Annotated in this window: 13 protein-coding genes and 4 tRNA genes; 9 read left to right on the top strand and 8 right to left on the bottom strand. The window is 65.5% G+C overall.

Annotated elements, in window-relative coordinates; translation table 11 throughout:
• Positions 1-123: 123 nt before the first annotated feature.
• From GFY24_RS29160 to GFY24_RS29150, 3 genes are all read right to left on the bottom strand, one after another.
• Positions 124-1,095: an acyl-ACP desaturase gene (locus GFY24_RS29160; RefSeq protein WP_153808308.1), complete on the bottom strand. Its 972-nt coding sequence runs from the start codon at positions 1,093-1,095 to the stop codon at positions 124-126.
• Between the two features lie 212 nt (positions 1,096-1,307).
• Positions 1,308-1,904: a DUF937 domain-containing protein gene (locus tag GFY24_RS29155; RefSeq protein ID WP_153808307.1), complete on the bottom strand. Its 597-nt coding sequence runs from the start codon at positions 1,902-1,904 to the stop codon at positions 1,308-1,310.
• A 152-nt stretch (positions 1,905-2,056) separates the two neighbouring features.
• Positions 2,057-2,132: transfer RNA gene (locus GFY24_RS29150), tRNA-Lys, on the bottom strand.
• Positions 2,133-3,125: 993 nt separating this feature from the next.
• On the opposite strand from GFY24_RS29150, the gene GFY24_RS29145 reads away from it, so the two are divergent.
• From GFY24_RS29145 to GFY24_RS29125, 6 genes are all read left to right on the top strand, one after another.
• Positions 3,126-3,791 carry a TetR/AcrR family transcriptional regulator gene (locus tag GFY24_RS29145; RefSeq protein ID WP_153808306.1) on the top strand — a complete coding sequence of 222 codons (666 nt, stop codon included), beginning with the start codon at positions 3,126-3,128 and terminating at the stop codon, positions 3,789-3,791.
• A 93-nt stretch (positions 3,792-3,884) separates the two neighbouring features.
• Positions 3,885-3,957: transfer RNA gene (locus GFY24_RS29140), tRNA-Glu, on the top strand.
• A 35-nt stretch (positions 3,958-3,992) separates the two neighbouring features.
• Positions 3,993-4,066 (top strand) — tRNA-Asp (locus GFY24_RS29135).
• Positions 4,067-4,102: 36 nt separating this feature from the next.
• Positions 4,103-4,179: transfer RNA gene (locus tag GFY24_RS29130), tRNA-Phe, on the top strand.
• 86 nt (positions 4,180-4,265) lie between these two features.
• Positions 4,266-4,439: a hypothetical protein gene (locus GFY24_RS41285; RefSeq protein ID WP_194853057.1), complete on the top strand. Its 174-nt coding sequence runs from the start codon at positions 4,266-4,268 to the stop codon at positions 4,437-4,439.
• 87 nt (positions 4,440-4,526) lie between these two features.
• Complete coding sequence (locus GFY24_RS29125) at positions 4,527-5,300, top strand: polyprenol monophosphomannose synthase (protein WP_194853056.1); 774 nt, start codon at positions 4,527-4,529, stop codon at positions 5,298-5,300.
• A 49-nt stretch (positions 5,301-5,349) separates the two neighbouring features.
• On the opposite strand, the gene GFY24_RS29120 is transcribed toward GFY24_RS29125, so the two are convergent.
• Positions 5,350-6,852, bottom strand: coding sequence for an HAD-IB family hydrolase (locus GFY24_RS29120; RefSeq protein WP_153808304.1), 1,503 nt, complete (start codon positions 6,850-6,852; stop codon positions 5,350-5,352).
• Positions 6,849-9,215: a glycerol-3-phosphate 1-O-acyltransferase gene (locus GFY24_RS29115; RefSeq protein WP_153808303.1), complete on the bottom strand. Its 2,367-nt coding sequence runs from the start codon at positions 9,213-9,215 to the stop codon at positions 6,849-6,851. The genes GFY24_RS29120 and GFY24_RS29115 overlap by 4 nt, the downstream gene beginning before the upstream one ends.
• A 199-nt stretch (positions 9,216-9,414) precedes the next feature.
• Here GFY24_RS29115 and GFY24_RS29110 point away from each other — a divergent pair, with 199 nt between their 5' ends.
• Positions 9,415-10,749 carry a salicylate synthase gene (locus GFY24_RS29110; protein ID WP_309231473.1) on the top strand — a complete coding sequence of 445 codons (1,335 nt, stop codon included), beginning with the start codon at positions 9,415-9,417 and terminating at the stop codon, positions 10,747-10,749.
• A 190-nt stretch (positions 10,750-10,939) separates the two neighbouring features.
• On the opposite strand, the gene GFY24_RS29105 is transcribed toward GFY24_RS29110, so the two are convergent.
• The 3 genes from GFY24_RS29105 to GFY24_RS41280 all read right to left on the bottom strand — a co-directional run bounded on the left by GFY24_RS29105 (position 10,940) and on the right by GFY24_RS41280 (position 13,856).
• Entirely contained in the window at positions 10,940-11,818 is an 879-nt protein-coding gene (locus GFY24_RS29105; protein WP_153808301.1) for an oxidoreductase, read from the bottom strand.
• Between the two features lie 124 nt (positions 11,819-11,942).
• Positions 11,943-13,571, bottom strand: coding sequence for an AMP-binding protein (locus GFY24_RS29100; protein WP_309231472.1), 1,629 nt, complete (start codon positions 13,569-13,571; stop codon positions 11,943-11,945).
• Positions 13,572-13,691: 120 nt separating this feature from the next.
• A complete protein-coding gene (locus GFY24_RS41280) occupies positions 13,692-13,856 on the bottom strand; it encodes a DUF5993 family protein (RefSeq protein ID WP_194853062.1) in 165 nt (54 codons plus the stop codon).
• A 160-nt stretch (positions 13,857-14,016) separates the two neighbouring features.
• Here GFY24_RS41280 and GFY24_RS29095 point away from each other — a divergent pair, with 160 nt between their 5' ends.
• Complete coding sequence (locus GFY24_RS29095; RefSeq protein WP_309231471.1) at positions 14,017-14,898, top strand: oxidoreductase; 882 nt, start codon at positions 14,017-14,019, stop codon at positions 14,896-14,898.
• Between the two features lie 2 nt (positions 14,899-14,900).
• Positions 14,901-15,263: a PH domain-containing protein gene (locus GFY24_RS29090; protein WP_153808299.1), complete on the top strand. Its 363-nt coding sequence runs from the start codon at positions 14,901-14,903 to the stop codon at positions 15,261-15,263.
• Positions 15,264-15,368 lie beyond the last annotated feature (105 nt).

Genomic DNA, 15,368 nt, shown 5'->3' with positions numbered 1-15,368 from the left:
AATCGGCGATACTGGCACACGAACTCCTGGTAGATCAGCGTCTTGGTAAACACTGAATTACCAGGAGTTCACTCAAATCTCGAGCCTCACACCGACGCCCTCACCGAGTTCTCAGACGCTCTCTTAGGCGCTAGCCATTGCCTTTTCGGCTTTGGCGGCTTCGCGGGCGAGCATGCGGTCGCGCTGTTCCTCGAACTTCTCGACGTCTTTGCCGAGCCGCTCCAGGAAGAGTCCGAGCCGTTCGCGGGTCTCCTCACCACGGGTGGTGAAGTCGTCGCGCTCGAAGATCCGCCACTTCTTCAGAACCGGGTTGACCACCTCTTCGAGGTGCTGGCGCAGGTCGTAGATGCCGTGCTTGGCCATCAGTACGCCGTTGCGGCGGAAGTTGGGCATACCGGCGCCGGGCATCTGGAAGTTCTCCAGGATGAGGGTGATGGCGTCGAGGGTCTGATCGGGTGAAAGGTCAAGTGCCGCACTGCACATGTTGCGGTAGAAGATCATGTGCAGGTTCTCGTCGGCGGCGATGCGCTGCAGCATGCGGTCGGCGATGGGGTCGTCGCAGACGCGTCCGGTGTTGCGGTGTGAGACGCGGGTGGCGAGTTCCTGGAAGGTGACGTAGGCGACCGAGTAGAGGAAGCCGGCGTCGGTCTGGCTGACCTGCGCGGGGGAGGCGAAGCCGTTGGTCATGTGGATCATGCGGGCTTCTTCGAGGGCGACGGGGTCGACGGCCCGGGTGGTGATGAGGTAGTCGCGCATGGCGATGCCGTGCCGGTTCTCCTCGGCGGTCCAGCGGCCGACCCAGGTGCCCCAGGCGCCGTCCTGGGAGAAGTTCTCGGCGATTTCACGGTGGTATGAGGGGAGGTTGTCCTCGGTGAGCAGGTTGGTGACCATGGCTGCCTTGGCGAGTTCGCTCAGCCGTGACTGCGACGGATCCCAGTCCTCGCCGCCCATGGCGGCGAAGTTGCGGCCTTCGTCCCACGGCACGTAGTCGTGCGGATGCCATTCCTTGGCCAGGGAGAGGTGCCTATCTACGTTCTCCGCGGCAACCGGCTCCAACTCTGTGAGTAGCTCGAGTTGAGTCAGATCCTTTGCCATGCATATGCCCTTCGTATCGTGCGATCAAGCTGTTGTACCCTCGCCGGCCTGCCGCCGCGGCCCATACCTTACGGCACCGTATGGTGATGTGAAACTCATACGGTTGCCATTGCGGAGCTAGTGAGGGATGTCATAAGAGAAGCGGCTCACGGCGCCCTGTGTATCGCCATGAGCCGCAGTTCGTTAGCTGCGCACCGTGTCTCGGTGCGTGCTCACTTCTTGCCGAACAGTCCGCCCAGCACATTGCCGAGCACATTCCCGGCGTTCTGACCGACGGCTTTGCCGAGAATGTCCCCGAGTCCGCCGCCGCCTTTGCCGCCGGTCGCGCCGCCGAGCAGGCTGCCCAGGATGTCGCCGATGCCGCCGCCACTCGCCGCGGCGGCGTCACCGCCGGTGGCCACACCGCCACCGCCCAATGCCTTTTTACCAAGGTATGCCAACACTATGGGGGCGAGCATGGGGAGCAGTTTGGCCATCAGGTCCTGGGCGTTGCCGCCGCCCACATTGCCGAGCGCGCTGATCACGGTGTTCTTCTCGGTGCCGAAGGTCTGATCGATGATCTGGCTGCCGTTGTCGGTGTCGACCTGGTCGATGTCGACGCCGCCGTCGAGCAGTCCGAGTGGCTGGTTGGCCACTTCGCCCTCGAGGTTCAGGCCGACGTCGGGGTTGCCGGCTTGTGCCTGGAATCCGCCGAGGAGGACTGGAATGGCCGCGTTGATCGCGGTGGTGGCGGTCGCCTCGTCGACGCCGAGCTTATCGGCGATCTGTCCGACGGGCACGTTGGAGAGCAGGTCATCGAAGGAAGTCATGAACTCCGCCTGTGGTGTTGGCATCCCGGAAAAGCTCTACCCGGGTCACGGTAGGCGAAATCCGGACAGATTGCCACGGATTCGCCGATGTGGCGAGGGGTCCGAATGTAGTATCCCGGACCCCTCGGCACCTGCGTCCTGATCAGGACAAATGGTGCCCCCAGCAGGGCTCGAACCTGCGACCTGCGGATTAAAAGTCCGTAGCTCTACCAACTGAGCTATAGGGGCGCGGTGGGTGAGTTTAGTAGGTTGACCCCGCAACTGTTAAACGAGTATCCGATTATGTTCGGGCGTGCGGTGTTTGCGCTGGTCATGGCGGTTGGCGTGGTGTGTGTCGGTGGTGTCGCCCGCTGCTCGGGTGACCGGCTGTGCCGAACCGGTGACCGCCTGTGCCGATCCCCTGTTTTCGGGGGCGGTGGGTTGGGCGCCCGGGGGGACCATGAGGGGCTGTGAGGGTGCGGACCGGTCGGTGGGGATTGTGATGGCGTGCGGGCCGCGGCCCGGCCGTCGCCCGAGCGCGCCCGCGCATGCCGGAACCGGCGCTGTACTGCTGTTCGGCAATCGCGTTGACACGCAGATTGTTTCGATGCGCCTGATTGTGAATATCATCCAATGGTGATGTGTGGCAAGCGTTTTGGTGGGCAGCGGCCCGAGTCGATGGACGCTGCCGGATGGACCGGGGTGGGGTCCGCGGATGAGATCGAATACCGAACATCCGTGGGATATGGGCGAATTCAGCATTTCGGACCATTCACCCAGAAGATAGCTGGGGAATTGCGGCTTTCCATAGGAGGCGTGCTGGCTAACTGACTCTCCGGTACACCTCACGCAGGGTGCGCAATCCGGGTACGGTGACCGACTGGTGAATTCCTGAACAACCGAGATTGCCCCGGCTGCACAGGATTCGGCTTATCGTTGAAGTGCCCGAACGTGTCGCGACCGGTTCTGGCCGATTGCGGCTCCAACCAGATAAGGCTGCGGGAGGCGGATCCTGACGACTAGAACGCTCGGATGCGCACCCCCTGCGGCGCACCCGGGCGGGAAAAACTATACCAGTTGGTGTGTTTCAAGTTTTTCGCGCTTTTTCGTACCAAAAGTTTGGTAATTCGGGCGAAGCCCGTTTTGAAGTATTTGAAAGACACGTAACTTTGCGTCGAGGGCGCTTTGTGGAACTCCACGGGGTAGCCAGCGGCGGTAGCTAGCTTCGGAGGCGTTTCGAGCATGGCACGGCAGCAAGAGCGGGCCCGCCGGACACGCGCGGCGATCATAAGGTCCGCCGCCGTTGAGTTCGGGAAGAGCGGCTATGCCGCTGCATCGCTCAACCGCATATTGGAAGGTTCACGCGCGACCAAGGGCGCCATGTACTTTCACTTCGACTCCAAGGAGGACCTGGCTCGTGCGGTCTTGGAAGCGGCTGTCGACCGCTACCGCACGTCCACCGAAAGATGGCTCGGCAGAGGAGATCTCGGACCCCTGGATGTCCTGCACGGCATGATCGACGAGATCGCGCTGCGGCTGGAGAACGACATCATCATCCAGGCCGAGTTCCGGCTCATCATCGAACCGGAGTTCTACCGCGATATCCAGGCGGGTGGTGGTCGCATTCTGGGCCGGTCCATCCGGCTGCTCGCGGTACGGGCGATCGAGCACAAGCAATTGCGTGCCGACGCCGATCCGGATCGGTTCACCCGCACGCTGGCGGCGGCCCTGGCGGGCCAGCGCTATATCGCCGATGTGCTGGGTGGTCCGGTGGATCTGCGTTCCCGGTTCACCGAGGCGCTCGAGATGATCGTGGAAGCCACCGCGACTCCCGAGTGGACCGAGGAGTTCCGGCGCGTCGGATGGCGGGTGTCCGCCCGGCTGGAAGATCTCAATTTGACGGTCTGAACAGCAGATTTGGGAATTGAGCGGATGCTGTCATAAGCTATCTCCGCTCCCAACGGAAGCCGTTGAGTGTAACGGTCCGGAGTAATCCGGCGGGCCCCCTTCGTCTAGCGGCCTAGGACGCCGCCCTTTCAAGGCGGTAGCGCGGGTTCGAATCCCGTAGGGGGTACAACAGTGGCAACGCTGTTGTAGTGGAGCAAGCAAGGCCCTGTGGCGCAGTTGGTTAGCGCGCCGCCCTGTCACGGCGGAGGTCGCGGGTTCGAGTCCCGTCAGGGTCGCAAGACTTTATCTTGGCATTCGATACCGGGTGCTTCGGCCAGGTAGCTCAGTTGGTACGAGCGTCCGCCTGAAAAGCGGAAGGTCGCCGGTTCGATCCCGGCTCTGGCCACCATGTGACATAGAGGACCGCACCTTCGGGTGCGGTCTTTTTTGCGTGTTCGGCACGGCGCCTTCTGATCTTGGTGGGATGCTGGGGTCATGGCTGCCGAAGACGACCAGTGGTATTACTGCATCGATCATCACCGTGCTGAACTGGGAAAGCAGTGCTGGGTGGGCGACCGGATGGGGCCCTATCCCGACAAGGCAACTGCCGAAAGGGCTTTGGAGATCGCGAGGGCGCGGAACGCGGCCGCCGACGATGAGGACGACTGAAGTCACCCGGATGGGTTAGTCTCTCGGGCTGGTGCGCTCAATTGGCGCACAGGTGCATCAACTAAGGTTTCTGGAGCAGAAACGACGATGTGCCCGCCCGTACTGGGGGTACGGGCGAGAATCGAGCGGGAGGGCGAGTCCTTGAAGGTGACCGTTGTGGTGCCGACCTACAACGAGCGGGAGAACCTGCCGGTGGCGGTGGAGCGACTCACCGCGCTGCCGGTGGCCGACCTGCATGTGCTGGTGGTGGATGACAATTCGCCCGACGGCACCGGTGAGGTGGCCGACAAGCTGGCTGTGGACCTGCCGAATGTCGTGAGCGTGCTGCACCGCACCGAGAAGGACGGCCTCGGTCGCGCCTATATCGCGGGCATCACCCGGGCCCTGGCCGAGGGCGCGGATGTGGTGATCCAGATGGACGCCGACCTCTCGCATCCCGCCGAGGTCATTCCGGCCATGCTGGAGAAGTTGCAGACCACCGATGCCGGCGTCGTGCTCGGATCCCGCTATGTGCCCGGCGGTTCCACCGCCGAGGAGTGGAAGTGGCATCGCAAGGCGCTGTCCGCGTGGGCGAACTTCTACGTGAATCTGATTCTGAGCCTGGGCGTCAAGGACGCGACCGCGGGCTTCAAAGCGTGGAAGGCCGATACGCTGCGCGCCATCGATGTGGCCTCGATCAAGAGCAATGGCTACTCGTTCCAGGTGGAGATGAACTACCGGACGGTCAAGAAGGGCTTTGTCATCGCCGAGGTGCCGATCCGCTTCGAGGAGCGCACCAAGGGCGCGTCCAAGATGACCTTCAAGGTGCAGCTGGAATCGGCGCTGATGCCGTGGAAGCTGTTGTTCGGCAAGCAGGTCTGAAGACCCACACCCGTTGCTCGATGATCCCGCACCACCATGTGGTGCGGGATCATTCGTCTTCCGGCCAGTGCAGCAGGGTGTCGGCGAATAGTTGACGCACCCGTGCCACCTCGTCGTCCATGTGGGCGGGGTCCCAGGTACTGACGTCGATGGGCGGTAGCACGGCCACGTCCACGGTGCCCTTGCGCACGACGGCGGAGTTCCGCCAGGCGATTTCGCCGGCATTGCGGATGACGACCGGGATGATCGGTACGCCCGCCTGGATGGCAATGTGGAAGGCGCCCTTTTTAAAGGGGCCTACGCGCGGCGTGAGCGAACGAGTGCCCTCCGGGGCGATGACGACCGACAGTCCGCCCCTGAGGGTTTCGACAACGGGCTGCAGCGCCGCGCGGGCGGCGGCACTGTCCCCGCGATTGATGAACGTCACCTCCACGAACCGCATGAGCGGCCCGAACAGCGGGTTGTTGGCGACTTCCCGCTTGGCGACACCGGTGAATCCTGCCCCGAGCACCTCGGCGATCACGACGATGTCGAACTGGCTCTGGTGATTGAAGATGAAGACGGCGGGCCTTGGGGCGCGGGCGTTTTCGGCCCCGGCCAGCCGGACCCGCACTCCGGTGCCGCGCAGGGTGGAGCCGGCGGCGACGGTCATCATGGAATCGGCCATCTGCCTGCGCTGTTTGGTGTGTGCTTTGGCGGCGACGCCGAACAGCGCACCGCCCAGCAGGGCGCCGAATCCGGTGAGGGTGCGGGCGTAGTCGGTGGGTTTGGGGGCCTGCCGGGGCCGGAAATGCAGTACCGGCCAACTCTTTTCGGCGGCCTCGAGCACTACGCGGGGGTCGGGGTTGACCGCGACGGGATGCCCCGTGAGCTGCAGTAGGGGCAGGTCGGCGGCGCTGTCGGCGTAGCTCGAGCTCTGACCGAGGTCGATGCCGCGGGTGGCGGCGAACCGGCGGACGGCGTCGGCTTTGCCATTGCGCCACAGCGGTTTTCCCTCGACATGTCCGGTGAGTACGCCGTCCTGGACAGCCATGGTGGTGCACAGCACGTTCGGTATGCCGAGTTCCTCCGCCGCCGGTTGGACTTGATACCTGGTCAGCGAGCTGACGAGTATCAGTGTGTGCCCGGCGGTTTCGTGCTCGCGCACCAGTCGCCAGGCTTCGGGGTACAGGTGCCCGTGCACGGTCTTGCGGAACAGTTGTGTGCCGAGTTCGTCGAGTTCGGTCTCGGGCACTCCGGCCCAGGTGTGCATGGCCTGCTGCAGGAATCGCTCGTACTCGCCCTCGCTGCGCGCGCCGCGAATACTGCCGAGCATGACGTCGGCGAGGGCGGTGCGCCCACGGTGTGGCCGTACCAGGCGGGCGAGTGCGGCGGGTGGATTGAATCCGCTGACCACGGTCCCGCCGAAGTCGAAGACGGCCGCGACCCGCGGCCCCTGCGGCCCGGTGCGGATGGCCGCCACCGCCTCTTCGAGATCGATTGCGCCGATGGGTTGTTCGATGATGCCGACGCCCGGCGCGAGTAGTTCGCCGCCTGCGGCCCGGTGTGTCATAGCGTTTCCAGCCGGTTGGATGGGTCGAGGGTGGCGGCGCGGGAGATGCGGGCTCCGATGGCGCGCAGTTCGGCGGCGAAGCGGGTGCGCCGGGCGACCAGGTCTTCCGGGTCGTCGCCGGGTTCGAGCAGGCCGTGATTGTCGGCGAGTTTGACTGCGCTGCCGAATAATTCGGAGGACACCGATTCCGGGCTCTGCAATCGCTGTTGCAACAGCATCTGTTTGCCGACCTGCAGACATTCGTCGATGAACGCCTTCTTGTCGATGGTGGCGGCGGGATCGCGGGCGGCGAGGCGCTCGGCCACCACGAGTTGCGCGTCGATGAACGATCGCAGCACCCGATGCGCCATCATGAAACCGGATTCCGCCAGGCGGGCAAGGATTTCCGAGCCGACGGTGCCCGCGGCGGTGCGCCGATGCCAGTCGGAATCGACGCGCAGCATTTCTGCGGTCAGCTGGCTGGCGAACTCGGCGCGTTCGGGGAAGAAGAATTCGAATTTGAGCAGGTCGCGCAGCCGGTAGGCGGCCTCCCAGCCGACTCGCAGCTGATCGCCCTCGGGGGCCTCGACGGCGGTCAGGATGGCCAGTTCGAGGATGGCGCGATTGGCGAACCAGTGCACGGCGCTGTTGCGGTAGAACGCGGCCTCGAGGTGTGCGCCCGCGCCGATGGAGTAGACCGGTTCCAGGCCGCCGCGGTACGCGGTGACGACCTTGGCGACGGTGAGCTGCTCCAGCACCACGGCCAGGCCGTGATCGTCGCGCAGGGTCTCGAGTTCACCGCTGGGCAGGTTCCGGGATTCGATGTAGTTCAGCACCGGTGCGATGGCATTGCCCAGTTCACCGCGGGTGAGCGCGCGTTCGTGCACGCCGAGCAGGACCAGGGCGGTGAGGGCGTTGACGGTGATCGGGGTGACCTTGTTGATGCCCACGGCGACCTCGAACGCGAGCCGTTGCACCGCTTTGTGTTCCAGCTCGTCCAGCTCGGGTTCGGCGGTCAGGGCATGCGTCCGCAACGGGTCGCCGTACACCGCCAGCCGATCACGGGCCGAGAGCGGATCGCCGAAACGCACATAGACGCGCCCGGCGGAATGCTGTTGATTGCGTACATAGCGGGCCAGCCAGGCTATGCCCTCGGGTTTCTTACTGCCGCCGGTCTGTTCGTCGGCAATGGCTCCGATTTCATTGAGTCGTTCATAGGTGATGGAGACCGGAACGAGCATCACATCGTCGATTCGGGAGGAACGCAATGCCGCCGCGAGATAATTCAGCAGACCGTAGCGCGGGGGCCGGAGTTTGCCGGTGCGGGTGCGCCCGCCTTCGAAATACCATTCGAGATTGAATCGTTTGGCGAGCAGATATGCGAAGTACTCCTCGACGACCGCTTTATAGACCTCGTCATCGCCGAAACTACGCCGTATGAATACGGTTCCGGTGCGCCGGGCAATGGGTCCGATGGGCCAGAATTTGAGGTTTGCCCCGCCGACCACATGATTGGGTGGAAAGTCGTTGCGGGCCAGAATATCCCCGAGTACGAAGGCGTCCACATAGGAGCGGTGCGAGGGCAGGAATACCAGTGGATAGCGCCGGTTGAGGGCGCGCAGCCGGTCGAGTCCGGCGGGATCGTCGTCGACCTTCCAGGTGGAGGCGTGTACCGGCCGCATGGCCTGGGTGAAGAGGTCGGACACCAGCCGGCTCTGGGCGGCGACGAGTTCGCGCAGTGCCTTCTCGGCGCGCCGGTACACCTCGCGCGGGGCTGTATCCGCCTGTTCGGCAATGGCATCGAGGCGGCGCAGGAATTCGGGTGAGTCCAGGATCTCCTCGGCGACCAGGCGCGGCACCTTGTAGCGGTCGCCGATCACGGCGCGTTCGGCGCGTTCGAGGGCGACGGTGCCCGCGCGGACGATGGCGCGCGCGAAGGACTCCGGCGCGCCGACGGATCCGGGGTTGTTGGCGCGCAGCTCGCTCAGCCGGGCGGGTGCGCCGGTGAGGACCAGGTGCCGGTCGGGGGCCTTGGTGACGAGCCTGCGCTGCATGAACCGATTGGGTTTGCGCGGGTTGGTGAGGGTGACGAGGTCGCCGAAGCTGGTGCGCCGCACCCCATCTCGTTCCGGTGGCAGCCACAGCACGCGTACCGGTACCACGAGTGGGTCGTCGTGTCGCCCGACCAGCCGGGTGGTGAGGGCGTCGGCATCCAGGTCGATCTGGGTGACCGGGGCGCCGGTGCCGAATTCCTGGGCGATACCGCCCTCGGCGAGCCAGTTGCCGATGAGTTCGCGTTCGACCCGTCCGGCGGCGTCGACCAGCGCCACCACCGACCCGGGGGTGATGGCGGCCTCCGGGAGCCGACTGTCGTGATCGAGCATTTCCAGTTACCTCCGCATATGAGCCGCGCAATCCATTGAACTCGAAAGGACGGCCGCGGGGCGGCGGGTCGGGCAATTCCCTGATCGTGGTGCGGGTTTCGGCCGGTGTGACGGGGGTCGTCCGGCGAGGTTGACCATTCGAAGGAAGGTAATGCTAACCTGCCCCAATAAGTTAGGTAAGCATAACCTTGGAGGACTGGTGGCGGCCACGGACGAACGGGTACGGCTCGACGGCGAGCGGCGACGGGGCGAGCACCTCACCGATCCGGTGGCGGCGGTCGCGGCCCTCGCCGCCGCGGATCGCTTCGGCGAATACGTGGTGTACGAACGACCCGGCGCGTGGGTGTTCGCGGCCGACCCGATCGGCGGGGTCGAACTCGACGCCGATGAACTACGGGTCGGCTGGGACGGCCGGACCACCGCCGGTGCGTGGGAAGGCAGTCCGGCGCGGGCCGTGGCCCGCGCCCTCGCCGGTATCCCGCGGGAACGGCGAAATGTGTACGGCTGGATCGGATTCGAATTCTGCGCCTGGTCGCTCGGCGCGACCGCACACGTGCATCCGCGAGCCACCCTGGCGCACTTGATGATTCCGCGTATCGAGGTGCTTATCGATGCCGCCGGGGTGCGGGTCGCCGGTTCGACGCCCGCCGAGACCGCCGATATCCACGAGCTCATCGCGGGCTCGCAGGGCAGTGCGCTGCCGGTCGCGCATCCGGTGGATGTGACCGCCGACCCGACCGGCTACGCCGACCGGGTCGCCGCGGGCGTCGCCGAGATCCGGGCCGGCAAGTATCAGAAGGTGATCCTGTCGCGGAAGGTGGATCTGCCCTTCGCCGTGAATATTCCGGACTCCTACCGGCTGGGGCGCATGCACAACACGCCCGCGCGCTCGTTCCTACTGCGCCTGGGTGGGCTCGAGGCGGCGGGCTTCAGCCCGGAGCTGGTGGCCTCGGTCGACGGTGATCGCATCGTCACCACCGAACCCCTGGCCGGTACCCGCGCCTTCGGCCGCGGTGACGCCGTGGATTCCGCGGCCCGCGCCGATCTGATCAGCGATCCCAAAGAGATTGTCGAGCACGCGATTTCGGTGCAGACCTCATTCGCCGAGATCGCCGCCGTGGCCGAACCCGAGACCACCGCGGTCTCGGATTTCATGGCGGTGCGCGAACGCGGCAGTGTGCAGCACCTGGCCTCCACGGTCACCGGCCGCCTCGCCGCGGATCGCAGCCCATGGGACGCGCTGGAGACCCTGTTCCCGTCGGTGACCGCCTCTGGTATCCCGAAGGCGGCGGGCGTCGACGCGGTCTTCCGCCTCGACCATGACCCGCGCGGCCTGTATTCCGGTGCGGTGGTGACGATTTCGCCGGACGGCGCGCTGGAGGCCACCCTGGTGCTGCGCGCGGTCTATCAGACCGGCGCGGGCGCGTGGCTGCGCGCGGGCGCGGGCGTGGTCGGCCAGTCCCGCCCGGAACGCGAATTCGAGGAGACCTGCGAGAAGCTCGGCAGCGTCGCACCGTACGTGGTGCGTGCGTAACCGCCACCGACATGGCGCGTGAACCTCGGGATGACATGGTGCGCGTGCGTAACCTCGCTCGAAGCTCCCCCGTCATCCCGGCATGCTTTTGGCCGGGATCCACACCGGTTGTGTTCCAGCCGGTTCAGTGGATCCCGGCCAAAAACGCGCCGGGATGACGGGGTGGTGGCCTCCGCCGAAATGCGTGTGGTCAGTCCGGGCGAACCTGGAAGTCGACGCCGGTGAGTTCTTCGGCCAGCTCCCAGAGCTGGGCCGCGACCTTCTCATCGTGTGAGGCGGCATTGGAGGCCACCGGGATGGGGTACCCGCGCCAATTGAAGCGGGCGGGGCCGTAGTAGCCGCCGGGCTCGGCATCGGCGGTGGCGGCGAAAAGGGTTGGGAGCGCGCCCATATCGGCACTCTGGGCTATCAGTCGATTGCCGAGGTCGATGACCTGTTCCATGATGTTCTGGGTTTTGGAGTTGATCTCGGTGGCGGCGTAGCCCGGATGCGCGGCCACCGATAACTTGGCCGATCCGGCCGCGAGCAGGCGGCGCTGGAGTTCATAGGTGAACAGCAGCAGCGCCAGTTTCGTCTGCGCGTAGGCCCCGAAGCGCGAGTAGGCGCGGTGTTCCCAGTTCAGGTCCTCCAGGTCGATCCGCCCGATGTAGTGGGTAATGCTGGAGACGTTCACCACGCGTTCGGAGATGCGGTCCATGAGCAGCCCGGTGAGCGCGAAGTGGCCGAGAAAGTTGGTGCCGATCTGCATTTCGAAGCCGTCGGCGGTGCGGCTGTACGGCACCGCCATGACGCCGGCGTTGTTGATCAGCCCGTGCGCGTTCTCCACGGTGTCGGCGAAGGCTCGTACCGAGGCCAGATCGGCGAGGTCGAGTGCGCGTATCTGCACCCGCCCCTTGATGGTCTTGGCGACGGCCTGTGCCTTGATCTCATTGCGGCAGGCCATGATCACCAGTGCGCCTGCCTCGGCGAGGCCGCGCGCGGTGGCCGCGCCCAGACCGCTGGTCGCACCGGTCACGATGTAGGTCTTATCGGTCAGATCCGGGATATTCGACGTACTCCACCCACCCATAGAGGAACCCTATGATGCGGGCGGCGGGGCGTCGCGCGGAAACGCGGTGATGAAGTGCACACGCCCAAATTGGCCGATCGCCGGTGCTGGGGATGCGTGCGACGGCGATCCGTGCTCACCGCGTTCAGGTGTCGCGCAACGCCTTCTTGTCGATCTTGCCGACGGCGGTGATGGGCAGGGCATCGGCTCGGCGCAGCACATCCGGCAGTTTGTAGGTGGCCAGCCCGCGCATGGTCAGGAAGGTCTTGATCTCCGCCAGCGAGGGCATATCGCCGTCGACAACCAGTACGGCACAGACCTTTTCGCCGAGCGAGGCATCGGGCAGGCCGACCGCGGCCGCATGCCGGACCGTCGGATACGCGAGTAGATGCTCCTCCAGCTCATCGCAGGAGATGTTCTCGCCGCCGCGATTGATGACATCCTTGATGCGCCCGGAGACCATGAGATGCCCGCTCGGCAGGCGGCGCACCAGATCGCCGCTGCGGTAGTAGCCGTCGGGGGTGAACGCGCGCGAATTGTGTTCGGGCGCACGGTAATAGCCACGCAGGGTGTAGGGGCCCCGGGTGAGCAGCTCACCCTCCGCGCCGTCCGCGACGTCATTGCCGTCGGCGTCGACCACGCGCACCTCGTCGGCGGGGGAGAGTGGGCGGCCCTGCGTGGTGCAGACGATATCGTCGGAGTCGTCGAAGCGGGTGTAGTTGAGCAGGCCCTCGGCCATGCCGAAGACCTGCTGCAACCGAACATTCAAGGCGGGCAGCACTTCTCGCGCGTTGACCTCGGCCAGACGCGCGCCGCCGACCTGGAGCAGGCGCAGCGTGGACAGGTCCGCCTCCTCCCAATCCACCGCGGCGGACCACAACTGTGCCAGCGGCGGCACCACGGCGGTCACCGTGACCCCGTGCCTTTCGATGGCGGCGAAGGCGTTCTCCGGGCTCGGATCGGTGATGAACACCATGCCGCCGCCGGTGGCGATGGTGCCCAGAATGCCGGGGCAGGCCAGCGGGAAGTTGTGTGCCACAGGCAGTGTCGCGAGATACACGTCTTCGGGGCGCAGTTCGCACACCGCGGCGCTGGCGGTGGAGTTGTAGGTGTAGTCGTCGTGGGTGCGGGCGATCAGCTTGGGCAGGCCGGTGGTGCCGCCGGAGACCAGCATGAGCGCGATATCGGATGCGTCGATCTCGGGCAGCGAATTCCCGTGTGCGGGCACCGAATGCAGGTCGGTGAAGGCTCCCGGATCGCCGAGCACCAGCACGTGCCGCAGGGCCGGCACGGCGGCGCACACCTCGTGCGCGAGCACGCGATAGTCGAAATCGGCTGCGCGGTCGGCGATTACGTAGGCGACCGCGCCGGACAGCCGGGTCAGATGTTCGATCTCGGCGCGCCGATGCGCGGGCAGGGTCAGTACCGCAATGATGCCCGCCCGTAGCAGCCCGAACAGTAGGGGTACGAATTCGAGCACATTGGGCAGCTGCACCACGACCCGATCGCCGGGAACGATGCCGAGTTTCAGCAGGCCGTGTGCCATACGGTCGGCGGCGGTGTCCAATTCGGCATAGGTGGATCCCGCGCCCGGTGTGCCCGGATCGCCGAGTAGGGCGGTGCGTTCGGGCCACCGCCGGGCCGCGTCGCGCAGGAGTTCGCCGAGTGGCCGTCCGGTCCAATATCCGGCCCGCCGATAGCTCTCCGCGAGGTCGGCGGGGAACGGTACGAAGCCGTCGCGGTGGTCGCGGGCGGTGGTCGTTGGCGAAGTCACGGTGCTGAGCCTCTACGGGTAAGGGTTGCTTAATGAAGGTTAGGCAACCCTATCTCACTGCCTATTGCGACTGGTTCAGTACTCCGCCACGGCTTTCCGCGGTTCCGGGCGCGGTATCGGTCACCATGTCAGCCCCGATCCGAGGCTGCTGGTGATGTGCAGCTTCAGCAGAACGCCACACGCCAGCGCGACAATCCACAAGGCGGCCAGGATCGCGCGCCGCGAACTCTGTTTGATGATCACGAACAGCACGCACAGCAAACCCGCGAGTATCAGCGTGTCCATACGCGCGGACGCTACCGGTTTGCGCTGGTCAGCGCAGGTTAACGCGATACGGACGCACCGGGCGGCCCGGAAGTGTAGCGAACGGTCGGCGAATTCGGCGCGGAATGCGGTTGCGTGCGAGACCCCGCGGTGGCGCTGCCGCGCCCCTAGACTCGACCTCGTGAGTGGTTGGGACATCGCCGACATCCCGGATCAGACCGGTCGAACGGTCATTGTCACGGGCGCCAACAGCGGGCTGGGCGCGGTCACCGCGCGCGCACTCGCGGACGCCGGGGCGCAGGTGATCATGGCCTGCCGCAATGAGGTCAAGGCGCGTTCGGTGGCCGACGGGATCGGTAAGAACGTGCAGGTGCGCCGCCTGGATCTGGCCGATCTGGCCTCGGTGCGCGAATTCGCCGACTCGATCGACGCCGTGGATCTGCTGATCAATAACGCCGGCGTCATGGCGGTGCCGCTCAAGCGCACCGCCGACGGCTTCGAAATGCAGATCGGCACAAACCATCTCGGCCATTTCGCCTTGACGGGCCTGCTGCTGGACAAGGTGCGCGATCGCATTGTCACCGTCTCCAGCGGCATGCACGCCACCGGCAAGATCGATCTGGCCGATCTGAACTGGGAGCACCGCCACTATCAGCGCTGGCTCGCCTACGGGCAGTCCAAGCTGGCGAATCTCATGTTCACCTACGAATTACAGCGCCGGCTGACCGCCGCGGGTTCGTCGAAGCTCTCGGTCGGCGCGCATCCCGGCTTCGCCGCGACCGAGCTGCAATCGCATACCGAGTCGATCCAGGACTTCTTCCTCGGCATCGGTAACAAGCTCTTCGCGCAGAGCGCCGAAATGGGTGCGCTACCAACGCTTTACGCCGCCACCGCCGAGGTGCGGCCGGGCGGCTACTACGGGCCCACCGGATTGCGCGGTATGCGCGGCAATCCGGGGCCGAGCGGCTCCACCGCCGCCTCGCGAGACGAGGTGACCGCGCGCCGCCTCTGGGAACTGTCCGAGCAGCTGACCAAGGTCAGCTACGCGTTCCCGCGGCGCTAGTCATGAGCATCCCCTTCGACCGGCGTGATCAGCTGGAGAAGATTCAGCAGGGCCTGCTCCATGGGGAGCAGATCCTGGCGGTGTACGACGCCATCGGGGTGGGCACCGGATTCCTGGGGCTCACCGATCGCCGGGTGATCATTCAGGACAACTCGTTCGTGGGGAAGAAGATCGCCATCACGAGCATCCCGTACGCGCGGATCAGCAGCGTCAGCGTGATCACCAATAAATCCTTCGCGGGGCAGTTCTTCTCCTCCGGGCACATTGTGATCAGTACCGGGCACAACAACTATGAGGTCGAGTTCCGCGGCGATGAGAAGACCCGGCACGTGCACGACGTGATCCTGCACTACATCGCGCGCTAGTTACTGGTTGGCGAATCAGGTTCGCGGCCCGCGCTTTCCGGGAATGCATCTCGCATAGTGAGACGCGGTTCCAGAATGTGTCAGCGGCCACACGCAATTTTCGTC

It is taken from the genome of Nocardia sp. SYP-A9097 (genome assembly GCF_009649815.1).
GTDB lineage: Bacteria > Actinomycetota > Actinomycetes > Mycobacteriales > Mycobacteriaceae > Nocardia.
The sequence above is the reverse complement of the archived record's forward strand: the minus strand, read 5'-3'. Positions and strand labels throughout refer to the sequence as shown.

Bases quoted from the DNA above. Each gene is read 5' to 3' on its own strand.
- GFY24_RS41285 (WP_194853057.1), top strand. From the start codon at position 4,266: ATGGCTGCCGAAGACGACCAGTGGTATTACTGCATCGATCATCACCGT.
- GFY24_RS29145 (WP_153808306.1), top strand. From the start codon at position 3,126: ATGGCACGGCAGCAAGAGCGGGCCCGCCGGACACGCGCGGCGATCATA.
- GFY24_RS29125 (WP_194853056.1), top strand. From the start codon at position 4,527: ATGTGCCCGCCCGTACTGGGGGTACGGGCGAGAATCGAGCGGGAGGGC.
- GFY24_RS29160 (WP_153808308.1), bottom strand. From the start codon at position 1,095: ATGGCAAAGGATCTGACTCAACTCGAGCTACTCACAGAGTTGGAGCCG.
- GFY24_RS41280 (WP_194853062.1), bottom strand. From the start codon at position 13,856: ATGGACACGCTGATACTCGCGGGTTTGCTGTGCGTGCTGTTCGTGATC.
- GFY24_RS29120 (WP_153808304.1), bottom strand. From the start codon at position 6,852: ATGACACACCGGGCCGCAGGCGGCGAACTACTCGCGCCGGGCGTCGGC.
- GFY24_RS29115 (WP_153808303.1), bottom strand. From the start codon at position 9,215: ATGCTCGATCACGACAGTCGGCTCCCGGAGGCCGCCATCACCCCCGGG.
- GFY24_RS29090 (WP_153808299.1), top strand. From the start codon at position 14,901: ATGAGCATCCCCTTCGACCGGCGTGATCAGCTGGAGAAGATTCAGCAG.
- GFY24_RS29105 (WP_153808301.1), bottom strand. From the start codon at position 11,818: ATGGGTGGGTGGAGTACGTCGAATATCCCGGATCTGACCGATAAGACC.
- GFY24_RS29155 (WP_153808307.1), bottom strand. From the start codon at position 1,904: ATGACTTCCTTCGATGACCTGCTCTCCAACGTGCCCGTCGGACAGATC.